The organism is Mesorhizobium sp. M0408 (genome assembly GCF_040321495.1).
GTDB lineage: Bacteria > Pseudomonadota > Alphaproteobacteria > Rhizobiales > Rhizobiaceae > Mesorhizobium.
This window is the reverse complement of record NZ_JAMYRO010000014.1, coordinates 107,724-127,667: the sequence shown is the minus strand read 5'-3', so window position 1 is coordinate 127,667 and position 19,944 is coordinate 107,724. Positions and strand designations below refer to the sequence as shown.

Genomic DNA, 19,944 nt, shown 5'->3' with positions numbered 1-19,944 from the left:
GGCACGATGAGCAATGTCAGGCACAAGATCGAGGGCGTGGTGATCGGCGCCTTCCTGGGTTTCGGAGAGGAGTCCCCCTTAGTCGTTTTTCCTGGCAATCCGGAGAAGACGGCATTGCCTGCTCGCAGCCTGTGCGAATTGTCGTCGGACATGATTGGCTGTGAGGTGGCCCTGCTGTTTCAGGAAGGCGACCCGCGCAAACCTCTGATCGTTGGCCGCATTGTTGAGCCTGACCGCGCCAAAATGGCTCTGCCGGTGATCCGGGATGAACAGCGCGTGCAGGTCACCGCCGCGGACCGCCTTGAACTGCGATGTGGCAAGGCGACGATCCTGATGGAAGCAGACGGCCGCATCACCATTCGTGGTGCTCAGATCACCAGCCATGCCAGTGGTGCGCAGCGCATTCGCGGCGGCTCGATCAACCTGAACTGATGCGGACCTCGTCGAATACAGAAGGGGCACGCCCGCTTCGCATTGCGAGGGAGGTCGTGCGCCAGCACGCGGAACTCGTCGCCTTTCTTTGGGCGCAGCGTGACAGCTGGTCCGCCGAGGATCCCCCCGATGCCAAGGTCGTCGCTGAGATCGACGAACGCTTGGAGATAAATCTCGACGGACTCCGAATCGCGGGCGCCGCCGCGTGGCCGCTGTTGAGCGAGCAGTACGAGAATTTTCCGGAGAAGGGAGAGCTCTTCGCCTTCGCATGGATGGCACTGGAACTGGATGATGGCAAAAGGGTGGAACAGGCGGTCGAGTTCGCACGATTGGCGGCCGATGATGCCAAGGGTCTGGTCGGCGCGCTGGCATCGCACAAACCTGCGACCATTGGCCCGTATGTGCGCAATTGGATCGGGGGCCAGGATGCCTTGATCCGGTTCCTCGCCATTTCGTCATGTCTCGCACACAACGTTAACCCGGGCCAAACTTTGGCCCGGCTGATCAAAGACCACGATTCAAAAGTGCGTGCCGCTGCCTTGCGTCTTGCGGGCCAGCTCCGGTGCTTCGATTTGGAACGGGAGATCCAAGCTGCGCTTGATCACGAAGACGGGCCCGTCCGGCTATGGGCCTCATGGGCGCTCGTCGAATTGGGGGCTGGCGATCTCGCGCGGCAGGAACTCGCGAGAATCGCAACCGCTGGCGGCACTGACGCGGTGGTCGCCATGCGTGCGCTGGTCAAAGCCGGACCCGAAAACGACGTTCGCACCTGGATGGGTGGTCTGATGAAATCGCCCTCCACCGCTGCCATGGCCGTGCGTGGAATTGGCATGCTGGGAGACAAGTCGGCGCTGGGCTGGCTGGTCGAGCGGATGAAGGAGCCGGCCCTGGCGCTGATGGCCAAAGCCTCGTTCCTGGAACTCTTTCCTGAAGCTCGGGAAGAAAGCAAGCTGTTCACAGGGGATCCGGTCGAACTCGGCAAACCGTTCGCGACATTTTTCGCGGACCGCACCGTTACTTTGTCACTGGCCGACAAGGTGTCGGAATGGGCAGGTATGAACGTCCCTGCCACAGCCGAAACCAGGCCGATTGCCCGTCGGTAGGGAAGTATCATTCAGGAATTGGGTGGCCAAAGAAATAGCGCTGTCCCGCACGGAAACGGTTGACGTCGCCGCTGTCGAGAAAGTCTTCAATGATTGCCGCGGCCGGCAAGCGCAAGAGAGTGCCATTTTCGGTGTAGAATGAGCGAGTATCGAGGCCAGTAGCGGCCTCGAAGGCGACCCGTTCACGATTGATGCGGCCAAATTGGCGGTCGTCTGATCGCAACCTGTCCAGCAATCTGTGGGAAAGCTGAATCACATCGTACGTCTTGCCTTCATAGATTGGGGTAGTATCTGACGATTGAGTAGCGGCAACATCTCGGAAAGCTTTTTGGACCACGTCAAAGTATGACACCCGGTCGACGACAAATCGCAGTGGCTCATTATCATCGTCTGGAACATCAAGGGTCTGCGAGGCGCCGTCCCAGACGGGGCCGTCCTCCTCTTCCAGCAAATAGGCGAGGTGGTTTTCGATCTGGTGCCGTGCCTCTTCGTCTTCCGCCTCCTGATGCAGTTGCAGTAGCGGTGTTACCGCCTTGAGGCTGCAGGATGCGCCCAATGCCGAGGCAAAGAAGTACTGGAAATCAGAATTCGACATTCGCGGCGTGAAGTACGAGAAAGCGCCCGAGATTGTTTTCCAGCTGCCGGCATAGCCGATGATTTCAGTGCTAGCTCGCCAGAAAAAATATCCCTCCGTCTTTGTCATCAGAGGAGGTAGTCGACCAATCTCGCGAAAATTCCCTGACTTGCATGCCCTCAGGATACCTAAGTAGGCCGTCCATGGATCTTCGCTATGAATTGCAGAAATTGGATCAAACTCATCGCCCAGGGATGCATCCACATGAAATCCATCATAGATGTGGGGATTGATGTGTGTCTCAGGCATCAATTCGTCGTCAGATGTTCGAGGTCTTTTTGCCAAGCTTCGATGTCCTGACAGTCCCCAGAGGAAGCCTTCAAATATTGGTCTGGCAACACGTTGTTTGCGGTTGCACATCCGCCTCCCATCATCGGCGTTTTGTGGTGCATCGTCTTTCCTTTAAAATCAGGCGGAGGTTGACCTGGCTTCGTGTTCGCTTCTGTCCATTTCTTCACAGCGGCATCCTTCAGTCCGTTGTCGTCGAAATGGTTTCGACCACTCCTCGCCTGTCTTTCCACACGCGTTCCTGGGGTTCGCGGGCTGGTGTATCTGGATTTAGCACCGCGTGGCACGTCAAAATAGAGGGCGCATGGTCCGTCTTCCGTCTTGTGGACATTCGGACAGCCATCACCGCCTGCCGCGCTTTCTGCCCGCGCCTTCGCCTTGGCGGCCAGCATGTCATCCATCTTCTTCTTGAAGCGCTCGCGCACCTTGATCTGTTTGTCGTTAGTAGCAGGAAGCTCGCTGTGTCTCTTTGCCCAGAAGTCGCTTTCCTTCATCAATGGAAACTTTTTGTCGTTCTCGTCCTTTTGCCATTCGTGCAGAGGCTCGTGGCAACATGGACATTTGTCTTCGTCCCAGAGGGCTTCGGACTCGGCGAAAGTCTGCGTCTCCGGCGCTGGGGCTGGAGGCGTCGAGGGAGGGTCGGATGCATGATTGCTGGTGGTAATGTCCAAGTGGCGACAAACGTTCTTGCCCTCATATTTGACGTCCATGCACCACGATTGGAAGTAGGTCTTGCCTGTGATCTGATGGGTGATCACGGCTGCCCCGAAAGTCCGTGTCGCGGCTTCATTTCCCAGAACGGATTCCTTGTAATACGACCTCTGTGCCAATGCCGCGCCTTTGCCGCCGATCTTTACCGTTGATGAGCCTGATTTGAGTGTGTTCGAAAACGAGGTGTTTGGGTACGGGATCGGAATCGGCCCGGCTGGTGGCGACGGTGGCGACATGCACACGTCGGGGAAGCGTGCGATTGATTTGTTCATCCCGTTCTCGGCTGCAATTTCCCACTTTCCGGCAAAGACATTCTTTGTCATCTGACGGTCCTCATGCTGAGACCACAGCGGCGGCACGACCGCCGAAGGACATCGAACTGCCGTGCAGTGCGGCGAGGTCGCCAGGCGCATAGGCGCGCCTGAAGGCCTGCTCGGCCCAGGCGAACTGGATCAGGCCAGCCGCCGATCCGCAATCGCCCATACAGTCCGCCGCGTGCCACAGCGGTTGTTCCGGACGCGTCTTACGCATGTTGCGCATTTGCGCCAGCACCAATTCCTCGAATGCGTAAGACTCGCCCCCGACATCGCTGATGCGGAAAGCAACTTCGTGCAGATGGACGCCCGCCTCGCGAAGTGCGGCTTTCAGCGCGGCGCTGAGACCATCCGCTCGGAACGGCTCCTCGTTGCCGGCGGTTGCCGTTTCGATGGCCAGGCCCAGCCCTCGCAATCGCAAGGCCCCCTCAAGGATCGGACGTTTGCTGACGACCAGAATGCAGGCCGCCTCACCGGGGATGAGGCCGTCCGTCACTTGGCTCGTCTTCAATCGCATGCGGCTGTCGAGCCAGCTGAGCGAGCGAGCGTCGATCAGGCTGTCGATCGCCATGATGAGGCAGGCTTCCGCATTGCGCTCGTTCAACAGCTTGCGCGCCTGTTCTATCGCAACAAAAGCCGAGATTTGGCCATGGGTGATCTGGAATGTGCGCGATCCCACTAATGGCTCCCCTCCGCGCACCTCAAGCCCGGACAGAATGCCATTTATGCGGGCGCCGGGCATGCCGGCGTCGCGCGTACACAGGAGGAACGGCATCTCGCCCCAGGGAAGCAAGGCCGCAATCTTTTCATCGATATGCTCGACAGCGAGTCGGGCCAGAGCCGTGAGACGGCTCCGGCCCCGCGTTTCAGCCGGAACAGCCTCGACCCTGGCTCCGCGAAGCGGCTGCCCATTGATGTCCCGATACAACAACTCCTGGAATACCGAGATACTCGCCCGCATGGCGGCGGCAGCACTTTCGGGCGTATAGCCGACAGGGCAGACAAGACTGACACAGGAAATCGCCGTCATCTTTTTTTCCGCATCCCGGCCAAGGCCGCCACAGCCTCCTTCAGCCCAGCGTAATGAGGCTTGAGAAAGATCGGCTCCCGCTCCTTTCCCACCTGGACCTGGAGCAGTTTCACAAACTTCCGAGGCAGCTTTGTGCTTGCTCGTCCGACCAGCACTATCCTCCCCTCATGCGGCAGCATGGTCAGCGTATCCGGCGCCACCACCTTGTGCTCGGTCCTGTCATGGAACATGAACCGTACCGCAACTGACATCGCTGGCAGCTTCACCTTGAACTTGCCGCTTTCGTTCATGCCGAGGCAGCCGAAGATCATGCCTTCGCCAAGCTTGTCCAACCATTGGTCCTGGGGCGCCGCCTGAAAGTACCGGTCGTCAAAATCTTGGGGCAGGAAGGGCAGGACGTTCTCCATCCAGTGCTTGTCATAGGTGCCGGCATAGCGCGCGCGCTCCTTGGCAAAGCGCGGCACCGGCCCGAAGCCGATGGCGCGCGGTCGGTCGTTCCAGATGCGCATTCGCGATTGCGGGTGCTCGACGCTGGGCAGCAGCGTGCCATCGACATTACTCTGGCCGACAAGGTAGCCGCTGCCGATCGGGTTGACCGCGTCGCTGCAGTGCTTCGCTGGATCGGGATCGGTGCGGTCGGTGCCGCCGAAGGCAAGGTGCCACGCAAGCGGTATTGAAACGAACGGCGTCGGCCGCGAAGCTTGGATACCGAGCCCGCCTCGGAACCAGCGTCTCTGTCCGGTGACTATCGCGCGCTTGTCCAGTCCCGGCCCAACCAGGCGCACGTCGATAGCTTCCACCTGCCTCCCCTGCGGGGCGACGGCCATCGCATCGAGCAGAACCTCGCATTTCGGCTTGACGGGCGCAAAGTCGGTCTCGACGCGAATGGAGGTGACCTCCGGATCGCCATAGTGAGTATCAGCATAGACGAAAGGCGACTGCTCCTTGCTGGGCGTGCAGTTTCCGTCGGGATCGACATCGAACGTGGCACGAATGACAGCCACACAATGTTTCACGCAATCCTTATCCTGGTAAGGAAAGGTCTCGGCGAGAAACGGTGTCGTGTTCTGGCTGACGAACATCAGACTTGCCTCTCCCAACTGGCGGCAAAGATTTGCTCCAGCGCGGCTTGCGGCGACAACGGATCAATGTCGAAAATGTCGGAACCAGCCGTCCACATGACCACACCGCCGATGAGCTCTTCGCCCGGTTCAACCTGCGGTACTGGCAACGCAGCCAGCGCGCCCTCCAATTCATCCGGCGTCAGGTCGCCGCCTTGGGCGGCGATGGCCACGATTTCGATCTCACCAAACCATGCATCGGCATAGGCAAGCTCGACGGGAGCCTTGGAAAGCTGCGCGACGACACTCAACGGGAACTGCCTGCCAACTCTGTCGGCGCTCTGCACGATGACGCCTGCCGATGCGCCAAGAAATTCCGGACCGCTCAGGAACCGCAGCGCCGTGCCGCGCGGCCAGGATTCCGAGCCAATAAGCGGGACGACATGCTGCGCCAGCCAGCGGTCCCAGGCGCGAACAAAATCTCCCGGCAGCCGCCGCGTCACGAAATCGCCGGTGGCGGGCATTTTGCCGTAAAAGCCGGGCAGGATCATATCTGCGGCGGACATGAGAATTTCTTGAACATTTGCAGGTTGTAAGGGTTTTCGACGCTGGCGGCCTTGAGTTGGAAATCGGCGTACATGGCTTTGGTGCCCAGGCGCAGGCTGTAGACGTCCGACAGCGAGGTGCCGGTGAAGCGACCGCTGCGCAACATTCTCAGCCACGCCCAGCTGCCGGTCTCGTTGAGCAAGATTTCGGGCGAGCCATCGATCGGCTGGAAGGCAAGCGAGATGACCCCTGTGCCGTCCTTGCCGGGCCATGTCATCGGCTGCGGCCTCGTTGCATTGTTATAATAGACGAGGTTCTGGCCATCGAGGTTGAGCGTCACGCGCGCAACATTGGGCGACAGGTCCTTCGGTTCGAGCGTGAAGCTCATCAGCGGGCCTGTACCGCCGGGAAAGAGATCATCGCGGATCCGCCTTGCCTGTTCGAACGCGGCCAGTGCCGACGGGTCGAGGCCGAAATCGGCGCGCCATTTCCATGGCTGCGCCGACGTGTCGACATAGCTGATCAGATGGTCGTTGATGAAGGTGTCGATCAGCCCTGCCGGTCCGAACAGACGGGCGAAGTCGCGGACATTGACGTCGACGGCGCTGTCCGGGCTGAAAGGATAGCGGTTGTTGAGTGCTGCCTGGCAGAACGGCAGGATGTCGGCGCGCCAGATGGCGTTGAGCTCCGAGGTGACCGCCTTCTGCGTCAGGCCGCTGGTATCGCCGGCAATGCCGCCCAACCAATCGTCGATCGGGTCGGGCAGGATCTGCGCCTGTCTGGCAACCGCTCCAGTCAGTTCGGCGAGGCCGCCCTGCTTCTTGATGGCGTCCTGAGGATCGGGATTGGCCGTCACCGTCTGCAGCACGTTGGACAGTGCGGTGAGCGCGACAATCGCGGCGTCGAGCGCCGGCGGCTGGCCGTCGACCTCGGCGATGGCACCCTTGAGCGGCTTGAAGTGCTCGGCCACCAGACTGCCGGTAAGATCCACCTCGTCGGCGGAGCCGGCACGCGGCAAAAGCTTTGCTCCGGTTTTTACGATCTTGCCAAGCTTGCCCAGCTTGCCGAGCAGTTTCGAGCCACCTGCCGCCGCGGCCTTGTCGTTTGCCGGCGCTTCATCGGATCGCGTAAGCTCGGTCTCCTGGACCACCGCGGTAACCAGGCGCTTCAGCGCGGAGTCGGCGCTTGAAAGATCCTTGAGGTTCTCACTGGCGACGTTGAGATCGGTCAATGGCGCAAGCCTCATGTCGCGCAGGAAGCTGTCCCATTGCGCGATGTAGTCGTCGTAATAAAGCTTCAGAATATCTTCTGACAGCGCTGACACCGAGGTTTCGGAATTTTCCGAGCAACCGCCGGCGAACACCGCCCGGTCGAGTGCGGCCTGGGCAGCCACATCCTCGACCCGGTCAAGGATGGCGTCATGGAAGCCGGCATAGGTAAACGCTCCCGAAATGCCGACCCTAAGCGTCTTGTCGGAGCGACGCGCAAAGACCTTGGCGCCGTTGGGGCCGGCGAAGTTCGCGGGAACCCATTCCTTTAGCGCGGTCACAGCCGGGTCCGCCAGCAACTGCTTATAAGCACGCGCCGGCAAGGAAATCGTGCAGACGGTTTTCAGTGCCTCCGCAACCAGCGCCTGGTCCGGAGCGATATAACTGGCGTCAACCGCCATGCGACGGATCGCGGCAAGCTGGTGCTCTTCGGCGTCAGCTGTCGGAAAGGGGGCAGCCGCGGCGAATTCAGGCAGACTGTTGACCCACCAGCTCTGGGCGAAGTCTGGATCCATCTGAGAAAGGCCGGTCATCATGCGATACGTCTTCAGCGCGCCAAGCATGAAGTCCGGATCGCGGATCTGCCGCCACATCGTCGCCTCGAGCAGCGCCACCATGTGCGGCTCGAGAACGTTGCGCAAAGCATGGTCGTAAGTGTCGGTCTGTGCCCGCACCAGTTCCGCCGAGGCTGATGGCCCCAGCAAATCCTGTGCCGCGCCAGGCGGCGGGGTGCGGGCATTTGCGACCTCATCCATCGCACTGAGGGCGCCATCGATCGCAGGCTGTTCTACGGATGCCGGGTTTGCCGCGGCCGAGGTCAGTGGCGTTTGCAGCGCCTCGAACTGGCTTGCCTGGGCCGTGATCGCGTTGCGGTTGTCGTAATAGGACCAGGTGAATAAGCCGCTGACCAGCAGGGCGGCTGCGGCACATGCGGCGGCCGCGCCACGCCAGATCCAGGCGCGGCGGCGTTGCGCCAGCGGATCGAAGGTGCCTAGGCCGGCTTCCTTGAAGATGACTTCTGTGAGCAGGTTCTTTAGGAAGAAGCTGCGTTTTTCAACACGCGGCGCGGCCAACGCCCGGCGCGGCGGAAGGCCGAAGGAGGCAGACAGCGCTGCGGTCAGCCGATCGATGGGCGCCCCTTCCTGGGTCGCCGACGTCAGATAAAGGCCACGCAGCCAGGCGGCCTCCTCATACCGGCTTTCGCCGAACATCGCCTCGATCAGTACCTGGATCGGCTCGGACAGGCTGGCGAGTTGGGCGGGAAACCTGAAGATTTCGGCGCGGGCAGCAAGCTTGTCTTCGTCCTCCAGCCGGGGCACCAGCCGCCGCTCGAGCTCGGTTGCTAACGTCGCGATTTCCCGCTCGATGGTCTTTGCATCGACATGCGCGTCGAGTGCGAACGTAGTCCCCCAGACCTGCTCGCGCGCAGCCGTCGACAAACCGCCGAAGAAAGCCTCGAACCCCTTGATCAGGTCGGCTTTGGTCAGCATCAGATAGACCGGAAGGCGGATTTCGAGGCGGTCGTTGAGCTCGGCCAGCCGACGGCGGATCTTGCGGCCATGCGCCTTGATGGCGTCGTCGCCCTCCGAAAGCACATCGATCGAAAGCGCGACGATCACACCGTTGAGCGCGCGACGGCCCCGGTGCTTCTTCAAAAGGTCGAGGAAGCCCAGCCACTCCACTGCGTCGACGTCGGGTTGGCTCTCCTGTTGGACATAGCGGCCTGCAGTGTCGATCAGAACCGCACTCTCCGAAAAGAACCAGTCGCAATTGCGCGTGCCGCCGACCCCTTGCAGGTCGTCGGTCAGGTCGATCGGAAAATTCAACCCCGACTGGCGCAAGGCCGTGGTCTTGCCGGTGGCCGGCGGTCCGACGATCACGTACCAGGGCATCTCGCGCAGGAACTTGCGACCGCCCAGTTTGCGGCGCTTCAACTCGGCCATGACCTCGCCGAACTTGGCTCCGACGGCAGCGACATTCTCTTCGCCGGGGCTGAGTGGCTTCTCTACCGCCGGCGCGGCGATTTCGGCGACGAACATACGGTTGGCACGGATCGCCCGACGCTGGGCGGCGATCAGCCAGATCAGCCAGAAGATGACCAGCAGCGCGATGATGACGATGCGCACATTGTCGGAGGCGAAAGGGTCGTAGGGTCCGACCCTGACGATCGGCCCGAATACCCAGATCACAAAGCAAAGCAGCGCGATGCCAATCAGTGTCCACAGCCAGCGCGATGTCAGGACGGCCCAGAGGAAGCGCAGGATGAACATCTCACAGCCTCTTTTCGACCAGCACCTCAACGCGCCGGTTCAGGGCCCGGCCCTCGCGCGTGCCGTCATCGGCCACTGGATCCGTGGCTGCCCGGCCCTCGGAACGGACGCGTTCCTGCGGCACTCCGTTTTGTACCAGCATGTCGGCAATGGTCTGGGCGCGAGCCTCTGACAGTCGCTGGTTGGTCGACAGCGGATTGGTTCTTTGCAGAGGCACCCCGTCCGTATGTCCGACCACAGTGATGTTGCCGATCAGGTCACGATTGGCGAGGATCACCTTGGCGATCGAGTCGATCAGCGGCTCGAATCCTTCCGTCAGTGTTGGCCGCGACGACTGGAACAGTTCGGGGTTGGAGGCCTGGATGACCAGCTTGGCCAGCGAAACGCTCTCCGTGCCGCTGAGAGCCGATCTGAGATTGCCCGGCGCCCCGGCCTCAAATTCGGGCAGTAGTGCAAAATCCACAGTCTCCGGCGGCGGGACATCGACCGTCGGCGACACGCGGCTGATGTCGCCACGGGTCGGCGGCGGCAAGGCGCGGACCAGCGCTGAAAGCTCAACCGCCTGGCTGCTTAGTCCCATCGAGAGCCCGACATAGGTCGCGGTGGCGACGACCGCCGCGGCCAGGGCCATCACCCAGATCGGAACGATGAAGCGCTGTGGCTCGTCGGATGCGATGACGCCTTTCCAGTTCGGCGACAGCGGTGCATTCTCGGCGTCGGCATCGCGCAGGAAACGTGCCGCGGCCACACGAACGGCATTGAGCGAGCGATCGCCCGACCGGCCGGGCACGCGATACTTGCCGCGAAAACCCAGTGCCAGGCAGTCATACTGGAGTTCCAGCAATTCGCGATCGCGGTTCGGATGGCGTTCCAGTTCGTCGAGCCGTGTGAAGAACTGCGTGCCGGCGTCGACGTCGCCGCGCAACATGACCACAAGCGGCTGACGCGGCCATGCGCTGGCCCCGCCCCAGGGCGTGTTCAGGGCGAGATCGTCGAGCAAGGCCGCCACCACCCAGGCTGCCTGATCGGCCCGCTCCATCGACGACCCCGCCGCCATTGCCGTGTCGCGTGCCCGAACCAGTTCTTCGAGCAGCCGGGTGCGTAACACTTCCGGATTCTCCGGTGGCAGCGCGCTTTCAAGCTCAGGCGCAAACTCGAGCAGGGGCGCGAAGGCGTTGACAAGGCCGTTCGGGTGGGTGCGCGAGCGTTTTACCGGCCCGCCCGGCAAGGATGCCGCCATGGGTCGCGGCATCGGCGTGCCGGTCAGCCTGATGCGAGTGCGTTCGCGATCCTCCGACAGTCCGAAAGGATCATCCCGGCTCATGGTTTCACCTGTTCACCGAATAGCAGTCCACCTGCGGTTCGCTCGGCAGCACACCCGAAACGCCAATGACGAAGCCTGGGGCACCGAGCAGCGATGCCCAGTGCTCGCTTTTCTGGTCGAGCTCAAGGCACAGCCGATCGCCGTCGTAAGGAATCTCGCGCGGTTGCGAATGAAGCGGTTTCAGCGGGATGCCGGGCAGGCGGGACTTCCATAGGCCCTCGAACTCATCGGCCGAGCCCACGGTCGCCTGGTTGACGAATATCTTGCGCAGCGCGTCCTCCGAGAGTTCCGAACCGACCCGGATGACGATCCGGCTGGCCACCAGCAGCTTCGGATTGTCGATGCGGATTTTCCAAACATTGGTCGAATGGCGCATGACGGGCAGCGCGCGCGATTTCGGCTCGATGTAGCGCAGGCTCAGGATCAGTGAGCGCAATGCATCCGCCAGCGCCGAAAACGGTGGGCCGGGCGCTATGTGATCGTAAGCCGGCAGCTCGCCCAGTCGCCGCGCGCTCGAGCCGTAGGTCGCCATCGAGCCGGCAAGCCCGGCCAGTTCCAGGTAAAGTTCGGCCGGATGGAAGACATCCTGCGCCAGCATATGGGCCAGTCGCGGACGCGCCGCGTTGGCGAGGTTGAGCATCAACAGGTCTTCGACGCTGCGCCCTGGCCCGCCCATGACCATCTTGCCATGCGCCTCGGCGATCTGGTCGAGGCCTGTGACGACTTCCAGAAGCAGTTGCCGGTACCAGGCCACTGCACCGGTAACCAATGCCGGTGGCAGGAACGTCTCGTCCAGCGAAACGCCGCCATCGGCACGAACCCCCTTGATGTCGGCTATCGGCAGGGCGGTATAGCCGCCGACCGATTTGCCGGGTGCAAGCAACAGCGATTGCGGCCGGGCGATTTCGATTTCTTCGGGGTCTGAACCGCCCTGGACGGCATCGCGCACCGAAACGATCCGTCCATGATAGCGCGCACCGCTTTGCGGCGCATGCGCCGGATCGAAGCCGACGCCGCCGGCCGGCTCGAGCGGCAAGGCGACCAGCACCGGGCCGGCGCCTGTATCCGGGGTGACCGGCAGCGGACGCGGCGCGTCCATCAGATCCGGAATGGAGAAGGGAGTTCCGTCCGGGAAAATGCCTCGTGCAGACAGGATCGAGATCTGGCCGGCATCGAGCAATGCCTTATCCAGGGTCAATTGCTGAAAGCCGAACGTATGCAGCTGGCCGGCCTGCAACGCGCCGCGCACAGTCGCCTCGAAGAAACGATCCTGCTGCTGGAAATGCTGGGTCCGCAGAAAAAGGCCCTCGGACCACAGCACCCTGTTTGCATCGCTCATCCGGCTACTCTCTCAATCGAGCTCCCCTTGCCTTGGCCGTCAGGCGGAAATGCCGCCGCTGCCGAGTGTGACATTGATCGTAAAGTCTGATCCGGGCGAAACCGATTTGGTCGTCCGCCAGTTTCGCCCGCCAGGCTCACGGATGAGTGCAACGAAGCCCAGGGCCGTCGCATCCGGTTCAACTGTAATGGTCTTGGTCGCGGTTTTTCCAGGCCCGACGGCAATCTGGTCGGACCCGATGAGATCGCCTGCCAGTGCCGAGCCGGCATCCCCCTGCAAGGCAAAGTAGTCGGCGGAGTTGAACTTACCGGTGCTGCGCAGCCGCGTGACAAGCACCGTCACTGGCCGGTCGCCGCCGCCTGGTCCAGGGTTCATGCCGGCCGCTCCTGTCAGCTTCACGGTGATGACCGACGGTTTTGGCGGCCCGGCGCTTTGACAGGCCGTAAGCAGCCCGGTCGCACCCAAGGCAACGATAAATTCGCGTCGATCGATCATGTCTTACTCCTCCTCATATGCATCCCGAAAATCGGCGCCGATTTCGCCGAGAAAGCTCTTTTCCGCGCTCTCGGCGATTTCACGATGGCGTTTCTGGTAGAGCTCCCACAGCTTGGCGCCGCGCCCGCCCGACAACAGCGTGCCGATCGCGGAACTCGATTTCAGCTCTTCTTCGATGGCTGCCGGCTCAAAACGGTCGACCATCCGCCGCAAGGCAGCCTGCACGCCGCGCCAGGCGCGCACGTGATGCTGTGCCAGATCGCGAACCGCATCCGCGATAGCCGCTTCGCCGGCGAGAAATCCGGGGCTGCGTTCGGCGATGAGCGTCACGATTGCGTCGTCGACCGTCGGCAGAAACTTGAGTGGATTGACCTCGGAGGCTCCGACCATTGTCTGGGCAACGCGGGCATTTCCCTTTTCTTCGGCACGCTTGCGCAGCAGCTGCATCAATCCTTCCATCATAAGCCGGTATTCGCGGCCGAACTTTTCCATCTCGGCGACGGCGTCGCGCCCGGGAAAATCGGCTTCCGCGACACCCATACCGCGCAGGAATGCGGTGCGAAGCGCCATGTCGGCGTGCTGCCTCGCAGGCGGCTGGCGGGCGGGGCTGGCGGCTGCGCCTGCCCGTATTGGGGGAGGGGCATCTGCCCCTCGCACGGGCACGTCCCAGGGATTGGCCGCTTGCAGTGGCTGGGCGTCGCGCTCGCGCTGCCCGGTTGAGCTGGCGCCGCTTCCCGGGTTGGGCGCTGCGGCTGGACCAAAACCGAAGTCGTCGTTGAATTCCGGCAGCTTTGCCGTCGCAGGCTCCGTAGCGCCGTTGGGGAACGACACCGACTCGAGGCCAAATGGGTCTGTCTGTTTGGGTGCGCTGGCTGGTTCTGGATAGTTTGCGGTGCCTTTGGATACTGGTGTTGCGATCGGATCGAGGCTGAACGGGTCGTCGAAAGCAGGCGAGCTGCGCTGTCTGGAATTGGCGCGTTCGAACGCACCCGGGATCGGCTGCTCGAACGGGTTCGGCAGCTCGGCTGGACGTGGCCGCTGCGGCTCTTCTTCCACGGCGGCTGAAAAGAAATCGTCACGGCCGATGCTGACCGGCGCCCGCGACGCCGGCGGTGAGCGCTCCGGAACCGGCGCTGCGGCTGCTGTTGTGGCTTGGGCACTCGACGTCTGCAGATCGACATGCACGATGTAATCGCCCAATCTCAGCCGCATGCCATTGCGAAGACGCGTCGACTTGCCTGCGCCGAGCGGGCTGTCGGAGTCGTCTATGAACAATCCGCTGCTCGACGTATCGGTGACGAAATATCCGTCGCGCCCACCAGTGATCCTGCAATGGGCGCGTGAAACGAACATGTCGGGATCGTCGATCTGCCAGCCGGCGTCCGCGCTGCGGCCGATCACCAGTTCCCCCTCGTCAAGCCGGGTCTGCCGTACCGCCTGGGTGCGTGGCCCTTGCTCCAGCGTCAGCAGCAGACTCATGCCGCGACCTCCGCCCCTTCCTGCCGCCAGCCGACTAATGTCCGCAGCCGCATGTCGTCAGCATCGCCCCTTTCAGCGGGCCGCGCAAGCCACGCGGTCCGGGCGAGTTGCACGGTTCCAATACGCGGCGGCGGAACGGCATCGCGCGCCAGCACGATGCGCAGATCGACGTCGAGCGATGCGCCGACCATGTCGCTAACGGCTTGCTTGAACAATTTGAGGCGTTGACCGCCCGGCAGGAACGCCTTGAACTCCTCATAGCCCAGCGGGCCGACGCGGAGCTCGATCCTGCTTTGACGGTTGAAGACGCGCGGACCGATCGTCGCTCCCCGACCGAGCCCTGCGTAGGCTTTGCCAACGCGGGTCTGGAGCGCGGCTGGTATGGTCATCCAGGCAGCGATGAACTCCCTGATCTGGACCGGCACCTTGAACGCCTCAGCCAGGAACAGCGTCAGCCGCTCGGGGCCGTCGACCTGATTGGCAAGCGAAGCGGCCTGGCGCAGCTTCACTGCGTCCAGTTCGGGGTTGTGGGTGCCGGGAAGCCCTATTCCCGCCATGGCTTCAAGCATGGCGCGAACGCGCCCACCTACCGGGCGCTCGACCTGAACCGCCGGATGCGCATCCGCCCACGCCCTGTAATACAGCGCAATCATGCGGTTCTGAAGAATGTTGACGAAGTCCATGAACGTCGTGTCGCTGGTCTGCTGCGCATCGGCGCCGGTGAACCAGCGTTGCGACAGGCGATCGAGTACCCAGCGCGTCAAATGCAGGGGCATCGGACCTTCAGGTCCCATCAGACCAATGTTTGCGACCGTGACCCGAGCGGGCGCTTTGTCAGTCGCTTCGCGGAATTCTGCCAAGTCCTTGGCGAAAAAGCTTAGACGGACATGCTGCCCGAGCCGCGAGGGCTCGCGCTCCGGCGGGCCGGAATAGCCGAACAGCCCGCCTCTTCGTTCGAGTCGCCGCAACAACTCGAAGAAGTCGAATGCATCCGACAGCTCTTCGGACCGGCCAGGCTTGTCTACATCAGGTAGCGATTGCCGGGCGTCATCGGCCATGGCACATCCTCCTGCTTCTGCAGCAGCCATGTGCGGGTTCGCACAAAGCCATTTATTCCGGCATGACGGGCAAACAGCCGTGCCAGCAAGGCCGAAAGCAGCAAGGTACTTTGCCCCGCCAGAACCGATTGATCGACATGCAATGTCACCTCCGTGCCTCGTCCGAAGCACATCGGCCCATCGATCTGCAGCCGTTCGATGACTGACCGGGAGTCGATGCGCACGATCGAGTGCACATTGCGGGCGAGGCTCGGGTCTCCCCTGTCAGCGTAAAGCTCAAGCAGCGCATGCAGCGGATCGACGCCGCGACCTTCCTTTGCAAGGCTTAGAAAGTTGAGCGCGAGCTGCGCTACAAGCCGCCAGGCGAGATTGTCGGCTCGCGATTCACCCGCCGCGCCCGCCGGCAGCGCTGCGGGGATGGCTGGGCGAGGCGGGCGCAATGCGCCGAGAAGCCGGATCGTCTCGACCGGATCGCCGGCTTCCAGAGTCAAGGTAGGGTTGTCGTCAAGAATCGGCAGATCGCGGTTGGTGCAGAGCGCCACGACGTCGACGCGCTTCAGCGGCCGGTTCGGAGGACTTTCCGCGGGACGCGAAATCGCCAGGAAAACGTCGTCGCCCGTGTATGAAGTACGGGTGAGGCCGTCGCGCCGTTCCTCCTCCGTCGGGCGGCGTGGGCGCCGTTCGGTGGAATAAACCCAACCGCTGCCGCGGTTCTGTCCCAGGCTGAAGAGCTCCGGGATTGCGGCGTCGCTCCCCTCGCTGTCGGCGTCCTCGACGCGGATAACCCGATAGATTTCGAAGTCCCGCGCTCTCGTGCGGTCGGCATGCAGCACCTGCCGCGTCTTGCGTGGATCGAGCTCGACGACGTTGCACTCACGTTCGAACAGATTGATGATCGGCGTTGCGAAAAGTTCAAAATCGGCCGCCGTCACATCGGCAACTTCAGGCACCGGACGCCTGAAGATGAAGATGATCTCGAGTTCGGCTGTGCATGTGCGCACGATGGGCTGCAATCCCGAAACCCGAGCATAATGAAAGCGCTCCGGCATCATGAAATATTCGCGCAGAAGACGGTACCCTTCGAAGGTCGGACGTGTACGAGGCATCAGCGCCTCGTCATCGTTGATGCCGACCATTTCAGGTACCGGCAACGGCGATATCGGGTTGGCCTTGCCTTCCGGCCGTGCACCAACGGCCGCGCAGGCGCCGAAAATCGCGTCGAAAAGCAGTGGTGCCTTGGTGCGCGCGGAAAAGTAGAGATCAAGCCGGTCGAGCGACAGTTCGTCGAGCTTGCCTTTTCCGGTCCGAGCCAGCGTGATGCGAAGCGCCGCCTCGCCATCCACACCGCCGATCCGCGCGATGCCGGCTGCAGCCAAGGCGCTGCGATCCTGAAAATAGCCGACCGAGGTGATGGCAATCGGCCACAGCGTGGTGTCCTGGGCGGTGGTGAACGTGCAACGCGTCGACAGGCCTGGCTGGAGGCTGGAAACCAGACGCGTATTGCGTTTGACGACATGGCCCCCAATCATTGTCTGGACCTGCTGGCCGGGTTTGAACACCACCACGGCCGTTGCCGGCGCCGGCGTGACAAGATCGGGATAGAGAACATCAAGGACGGCGCGCGAGAAACGCGAGCGTTCCGCATCGACCTTGAGTCGGGTCCGCGCGGCCAAGAAAGCAACGCCGTCAAGCAGCCGCTCGACGTAAGGGTCCGGACAGGGGACCGTATCGAGTGAAAGGTTGCGCGCCACCGCGGGATGCATGTCGGCAAATTCTGCCGCGAGCGCGCGGATATGGGTCAGTTCCTCCTCGTAATATTCTACGAAGACCCGGTCCATCTCAGGCTTCCCTAAATTCGGTCCGAGCCAAGCCGTTATCGAGATTGATCGTGGTGCGCAGGCGCATGCGTTCGGGCGTGGGCGTCATGATCAACACCGCATCTATCTCGATCTTCAGGCCCACGGTTTTGTCGCCAAGGGTTACCGCAACCTTTGTTGTACTGTCCTTGAGACGCGGCTCGAAGGTGGCAAGCACCGAGCGGATCTCGCGCGCAAGGGCCTCGCGATCAAAGTCGCGGGAAGAACGGCCCGAGAAGGAAGGCACTCCGTAATTGACGACGCTGCGACGCACCTCCGGAAAATCGGCGAGCGAAGGTGGGTTGTCCGTGGCCTGTTCGCTTTCAAGGTCGGAAAGAAGCGGAACGGCCTCGAAGCGCTCGGTATTGAACAAAGCCTCGACATCGCGCCGCACGGCTTCCTTGAGCACACGCGCCGACACCACCACGCCGCGGCTTTCGATTTCAGCGCGGTGCTGGCTCTGAAAGGCCAGGCGATGCAGACGCCGCTTCTGGTCGGCCGTCAACTCCGCGTCGGCGTCGATGAGCCGCGCGCTGGCCGCAACAAGATTGTCCAGCCGCTCCGCGCCAAGCTCGTCCTGCAGTGCCTGGCGCAGCCCGTCTATCTCGGAGGTCATACCCGGCAGATCGTTTACGAGGCGGTCCCATAGAGAGGGCTGGACGGCTTCGCGCTTTGCTCGCGAGCTGCCGCTACCCAGCGACTTGTCCGCGCCGGGCCGCCGGGCCTCACTTGCCGACATAGACATCCATTTCGATTTCGTCGTTGTCGTCGTAGACGAACTTTATTTTCTTGTAGGCAAAGCTGACCTCTTCCTCGATCAGGTCCTCCTCATCCTCGGCCTGCGACATGTCGTATTCCATGATCGAGGCGTCGGTGAGTGTGACGACCAGGTAATCCTTGGTCTCGCCATCAATGGTCCGCCGTGCCGAAAACACGACTTCGTCCAGGGCCTTGTTTTCGAACAGCGCCTTTTTCAGGTAGGGCGAGGACTTGTCATAATGCTTGGTGAACTTGATCATACCCAAGGACACACGACCGCGGCGCGAGAGCGAGTTTGGATCATAGGGTGCGATCATCTTGTAATCGACGCCATGGATTTCGATTTCGTCCTCATGGCCATCACGAGTGCTTGGACCTTTGATATCCGGAACCTTTAGAAAGCCATCAATCTTCGTATTTGTGGGCATTGTCTTTCTCCACCGCTTTCAAAAACCGAGATGTTGTTGCTGCAAATCAAGTCTTTACGGACGGAAGTTCCGAAACCAGCCGGAGCGAGGCATTGATACCCTCCAGCTGATAATGCGGGCGCAGATAGAAGCGGGCATTGTAGTAGCCTGGGCGTCCCTCCACGCTGTCCACCTGAACCTCGGCGGCGGCGAGCGGGCGCTTGGCGCGCGCCTTGTCGTCGGCAAAGGCCGGGTTGGCCAGCACATACCGGTTGATCCATTCGGTCAGCCAGATCTGCATGTCGGAGCGCTCCTTGAACGAACCGACCTTGTCGCGCGCGATCGCCTTGAGGTAGTGGGCAAAGCGCGAGACCGGGAAAAGGTAGGGCAGGTTGGCGCTCAGCCGCTCGTTGGCCTGCGCATCGGGGTCGACCAGCCGTCCCGCCCTTGTCTCGTCGTCCTGCAGCGAATGGGCGCCAATGAAGGCGGCGAGATCGGTGTTCTTTCGATGCAGGATGGGCATCAGGCCGAGCTTGGCCAGCTCCGCCTCGCGCCGGTCGTCGATGGCGACCTCCGTCGGACATTTCATCGCTATCGAGCCATCATCGGTCGGGAAGCTGTGCACGGGCAGGTTGAGGACCGTGCCGCCATTTTCGACGCCGCGGATCTGCGTACCCCAGCCATAGAGCTTGTGGCTGCGGTTTATGTTCACGCCCATCGGGAAGGCAGCGTTCATCCAGACATATTTGTTGTGGTCGCCATGCACCTCCTCCTCGAAGGTGAAGCCCTTCACCGGAACGGTATCGGTACCATAGGGCAGCCGCGCCAGAACGCGAGGCATGGTCAGGCCGATGTAGCGTGCATCCTCGCTCTCGCGCAGCGACTGCCAGGAGGCATAGGCGGGGTTGGAGACGATCTGCTGCAGGTCCTGCGGATTCGGCAATTCCTGCCAGCTATCCATGCGGAACAGGCGAGGCGAGGCAGCTGCGATAAAAGGCGTGTGCGCTGAGGCGCAGACGCCGGAGATGTTGCGCAGCAGACCGACGTCGCGCGGGTGGTTGGAGAATTCGTAGGCACCGATCACACAGCCGATCGGCTCGCCGCCAAGCATCGAATACTCGTCCGTGTAGACTTTCTTGAAGATCGGGCTCTGATCCCACATCTGGCCCTCATAATCCTCAAGCGTGTCGGCCAGCTGCTCCTTGGAGATGTTCATCACCCGGATCTTCAGCTTCTGATCCGTCTCGGTATTGTTTACGAGATACCACAGGCCACGCCATGTGCCCTCCATTTCGCGCACTTCCGGCGCGTGCAGGATCTCGTTGACCTGTTCGGAAAGCATCTTGTCGATTCCGGCAATCAGCGACTTGATCGACTTGATCGCATTCGACGATATGGTCGTGGTATCGGAACGTGTCTGCGCTGCAAGTGCGAGATTGCGCACCAATTGCTGCAGCTTTTCGCTGTCGTCCTTCTTGACCTTGAAATCCTTCTCGAGGAGCCCGCTGAATTCTCCAAGATCGATGGTTTCCGCCTCGGCGACGGCGGCGGTTTTTTGCTGTTCGGCCAT

General features: G+C 61.9%; 17 protein-coding genes. 2 read left to right on the top strand and 15 right to left on the bottom strand.

Features of this window, described 5'->3' with window-relative positions; all coding sequences use genetic code 11:
* Positions 1-6: 6 nt before the first annotated feature.
* Positions 7-432 (top strand): DUF6484 domain-containing protein, encoded by a 426-nt coding sequence (locus NKI67_RS18205; RefSeq protein ID WP_352646311.1) that lies wholly within the window; start codon positions 7-9, stop codon positions 430-432.
* Between the two features lie 56 nt (positions 433-488).
* The gene (locus NKI67_RS18200) at positions 489-1,535 is read left to right on the top strand and encodes a HEAT repeat domain-containing protein (RefSeq protein WP_352646309.1); all 1,047 of its coding nucleotides are present in this window, start codon (positions 489-491) and stop codon (positions 1,533-1,535) included.
* A gap of 7 nt (positions 1,536-1,542) precedes the next feature.
* On the opposite strand, the gene NKI67_RS18195 is transcribed toward NKI67_RS18200, so the two are convergent.
* The 15 genes from NKI67_RS18195 to tssC are packed head-to-tail and all read right to left on the bottom strand — an operon-like array spanning position 1,543 to position 19,944.
* Entirely contained in the window at positions 1,543-2,418 is an 876-nt protein-coding gene (locus NKI67_RS18195) for a hypothetical protein (protein ID WP_352619635.1), read from the bottom strand.
* On the bottom strand, positions 2,418-3,491 hold the full coding sequence (locus NKI67_RS18190; protein WP_023678588.1) for a PAAR-like domain-containing protein: 1,074 nt from the start codon (positions 3,489-3,491) through the stop codon (positions 2,418-2,420). Before NKI67_RS18190 ends, NKI67_RS18195 begins: the two co-directional genes overlap by 1 nt.
* A 10-nt stretch (positions 3,492-3,501) precedes the next feature.
* Complete coding sequence (locus tag NKI67_RS18185) at positions 3,502-4,512, bottom strand: hypothetical protein (RefSeq protein ID WP_352646306.1); 1,011 nt, start codon at positions 4,510-4,512, stop codon at positions 3,502-3,504.
* Positions 4,509-5,594, bottom strand: a complete 1,086-nt coding sequence (locus NKI67_RS18180; RefSeq protein ID WP_352646304.1) for a DUF2169 family type VI secretion system accessory protein — start codon at positions 5,592-5,594, stop codon at positions 4,509-4,511. The genes NKI67_RS18185 and NKI67_RS18180 overlap by 4 nt, the downstream gene beginning before the upstream one ends.
* A complete protein-coding gene (tagF, locus tag NKI67_RS18175) occupies positions 5,594-6,139 on the bottom strand; it encodes a type VI secretion system-associated protein TagF (protein WP_352646302.1) in 546 nt (181 codons plus the stop codon). The genes NKI67_RS18180 and tagF overlap by 1 nt, the downstream gene beginning before the upstream one ends.
* A complete protein-coding gene (gene tssM / locus NKI67_RS18170; protein WP_352646300.1) occupies positions 6,121-9,657 on the bottom strand; it encodes a type VI secretion system membrane subunit TssM in 3,537 nt (1,178 codons plus the stop codon). The genes tagF and tssM overlap by 19 nt, the downstream gene beginning before the upstream one ends.
* 1 nt (position 9,658) lies before the next feature.
* Positions 9,659-10,981 (bottom strand): type IVB secretion system protein IcmH/DotU, encoded by a 1,323-nt coding sequence (icmH, locus tag NKI67_RS18165; RefSeq protein ID WP_352646298.1) that lies wholly within the window; start codon positions 10,979-10,981, stop codon positions 9,659-9,661.
* Between the two features lie 4 nt (positions 10,982-10,985).
* Positions 10,986-12,320, bottom strand: coding sequence for a type VI secretion system baseplate subunit TssK (gene tssK / locus NKI67_RS18160; protein ID WP_352646296.1), 1,335 nt, complete (start codon positions 12,318-12,320; stop codon positions 10,986-10,988).
* Positions 12,321-12,359: 39 nt separating this feature from the next.
* Entirely contained in the window at positions 12,360-12,815 is a 456-nt protein-coding gene (gene tssJ, locus NKI67_RS18155) for a type VI secretion system lipoprotein TssJ (protein WP_352646293.1), read from the bottom strand.
* A gap of 3 nt (positions 12,816-12,818) precedes the next feature.
* On the bottom strand, positions 12,819-14,294 hold the full coding sequence (gene tagH / locus NKI67_RS18150) for a type VI secretion system-associated FHA domain protein TagH (RefSeq protein ID WP_352646289.1): 1,476 nt from the start codon (positions 14,292-14,294) through the stop codon (positions 12,819-12,821).
* Positions 14,291-15,352: a type VI secretion system baseplate subunit TssG gene (tssG, locus tag NKI67_RS18145; protein ID WP_352646287.1), complete on the bottom strand. Its 1,062-nt coding sequence runs from the start codon at positions 15,350-15,352 to the stop codon at positions 14,291-14,293. Before tssG ends, tagH begins: the two co-directional genes overlap by 4 nt.
* A complete protein-coding gene (tssF, locus tag NKI67_RS18140; RefSeq protein ID WP_352646284.1) occupies positions 15,316-17,190 on the bottom strand; it encodes a type VI secretion system baseplate subunit TssF in 1,875 nt (624 codons plus the stop codon). The genes tssG and tssF overlap by 37 nt, the downstream gene beginning before the upstream one ends.
* A gap of 1 nt (position 17,191) precedes the next feature.
* Positions 17,192-17,947 carry a type VI secretion system baseplate subunit TssE gene (tssE, locus tag NKI67_RS18135; RefSeq protein WP_352646281.1) on the bottom strand — a complete coding sequence of 252 codons (756 nt, stop codon included), beginning with the start codon at positions 17,945-17,947 and terminating at the stop codon, positions 17,192-17,194.
* Complete coding sequence (locus NKI67_RS18130) at positions 17,934-18,395, bottom strand: Hcp family type VI secretion system effector (protein ID WP_023678576.1); 462 nt, start codon at positions 18,393-18,395, stop codon at positions 17,934-17,936. Before NKI67_RS18130 ends, tssE begins: the two co-directional genes overlap by 14 nt.
* A 46-nt stretch (positions 18,396-18,441) precedes the next feature.
* Positions 18,442-19,944 carry a type VI secretion system contractile sheath large subunit gene (tssC, locus tag NKI67_RS18125; RefSeq protein WP_023678575.1) on the bottom strand — a complete coding sequence of 501 codons (1,503 nt, stop codon included), beginning with the start codon at positions 19,942-19,944 and terminating at the stop codon, positions 18,442-18,444.

Excerpts from the sequence above, each read along its gene's own strand:
- NKI67_RS18180 (WP_352646304.1), bottom strand. The coding sequence starts at position 5,594 with ATGTTCGTCAGCCAGAACACGACACCGTTTCTCGCCGAGACCTTTCCT.
- NKI67_RS18130 (WP_023678576.1), bottom strand. The coding sequence starts at position 18,395 with ATGCCCACAAATACGAAGATTGATGGCTTTCTAAAGGTTCCGGATATC.
- NKI67_RS18185 (WP_352646306.1), bottom strand. The coding sequence starts at position 4,512 with ATGACGGCGATTTCCTGTGTCAGTCTTGTCTGCCCTGTCGGCTATACG.
- tssJ (WP_352646293.1), bottom strand. The coding sequence starts at position 12,815 with ATGATCGATCGACGCGAATTTATCGTTGCCTTGGGTGCGACCGGGCTG.
- tssM (WP_352646300.1), bottom strand. The coding sequence starts at position 9,657 with ATGTTCATCCTGCGCTTCCTCTGGGCCGTCCTGACATCGCGCTGGCTG.
- NKI67_RS18190 (WP_023678588.1), bottom strand. The coding sequence starts at position 3,491 with ATGACAAAGAATGTCTTTGCCGGAAAGTGGGAAATTGCAGCCGAGAAC.
- tagH (WP_352646289.1), bottom strand. The coding sequence starts at position 14,294 with ATGAGTCTGCTGCTGACGCTGGAGCAAGGGCCACGCACCCAGGCGGTA.
- icmH (WP_352646298.1), bottom strand. The coding sequence starts at position 10,981 with ATGAGCCGGGATGATCCTTTCGGACTGTCGGAGGATCGCGAACGCACT.
- NKI67_RS18195 (WP_352619635.1), bottom strand. The coding sequence starts at position 2,418 with ATGCCTGAGACACACATCAATCCCCACATCTATGATGGATTTCATGTG.
- NKI67_RS18205 (WP_352646311.1), top strand. The coding sequence starts at position 7 with ATGAGCAATGTCAGGCACAAGATCGAGGGCGTGGTGATCGGCGCCTTC.
- tssE (WP_352646281.1), bottom strand. The coding sequence starts at position 17,947 with ATGTCGGCAAGTGAGGCCCGGCGGCCCGGCGCGGACAAGTCGCTGGGT.
- tssF (WP_352646284.1), bottom strand. The coding sequence starts at position 17,190 with ATGGACCGGGTCTTCGTAGAATATTACGAGGAGGAACTGACCCATATC.
- tssK (WP_352646296.1), bottom strand. The coding sequence starts at position 12,320 with ATGAGCGATGCAAACAGGGTGCTGTGGTCCGAGGGCCTTTTTCTGCGG.
- tssG (WP_352646287.1), bottom strand. The coding sequence starts at position 15,352 with ATGGCCGATGACGCCCGGCAATCGCTACCTGATGTAGACAAGCCTGGC.
- tssC (WP_023678575.1), bottom strand. The coding sequence starts at position 19,944 with ATGGCCGAACAGCAAAAAACCGCCGCCGTCGCCGAGGCGGAAACCATC.
- tagF (WP_352646302.1), bottom strand. The coding sequence starts at position 6,139 with ATGTCCGCCGCAGATATGATCCTGCCCGGCTTTTACGGCAAAATGCCC.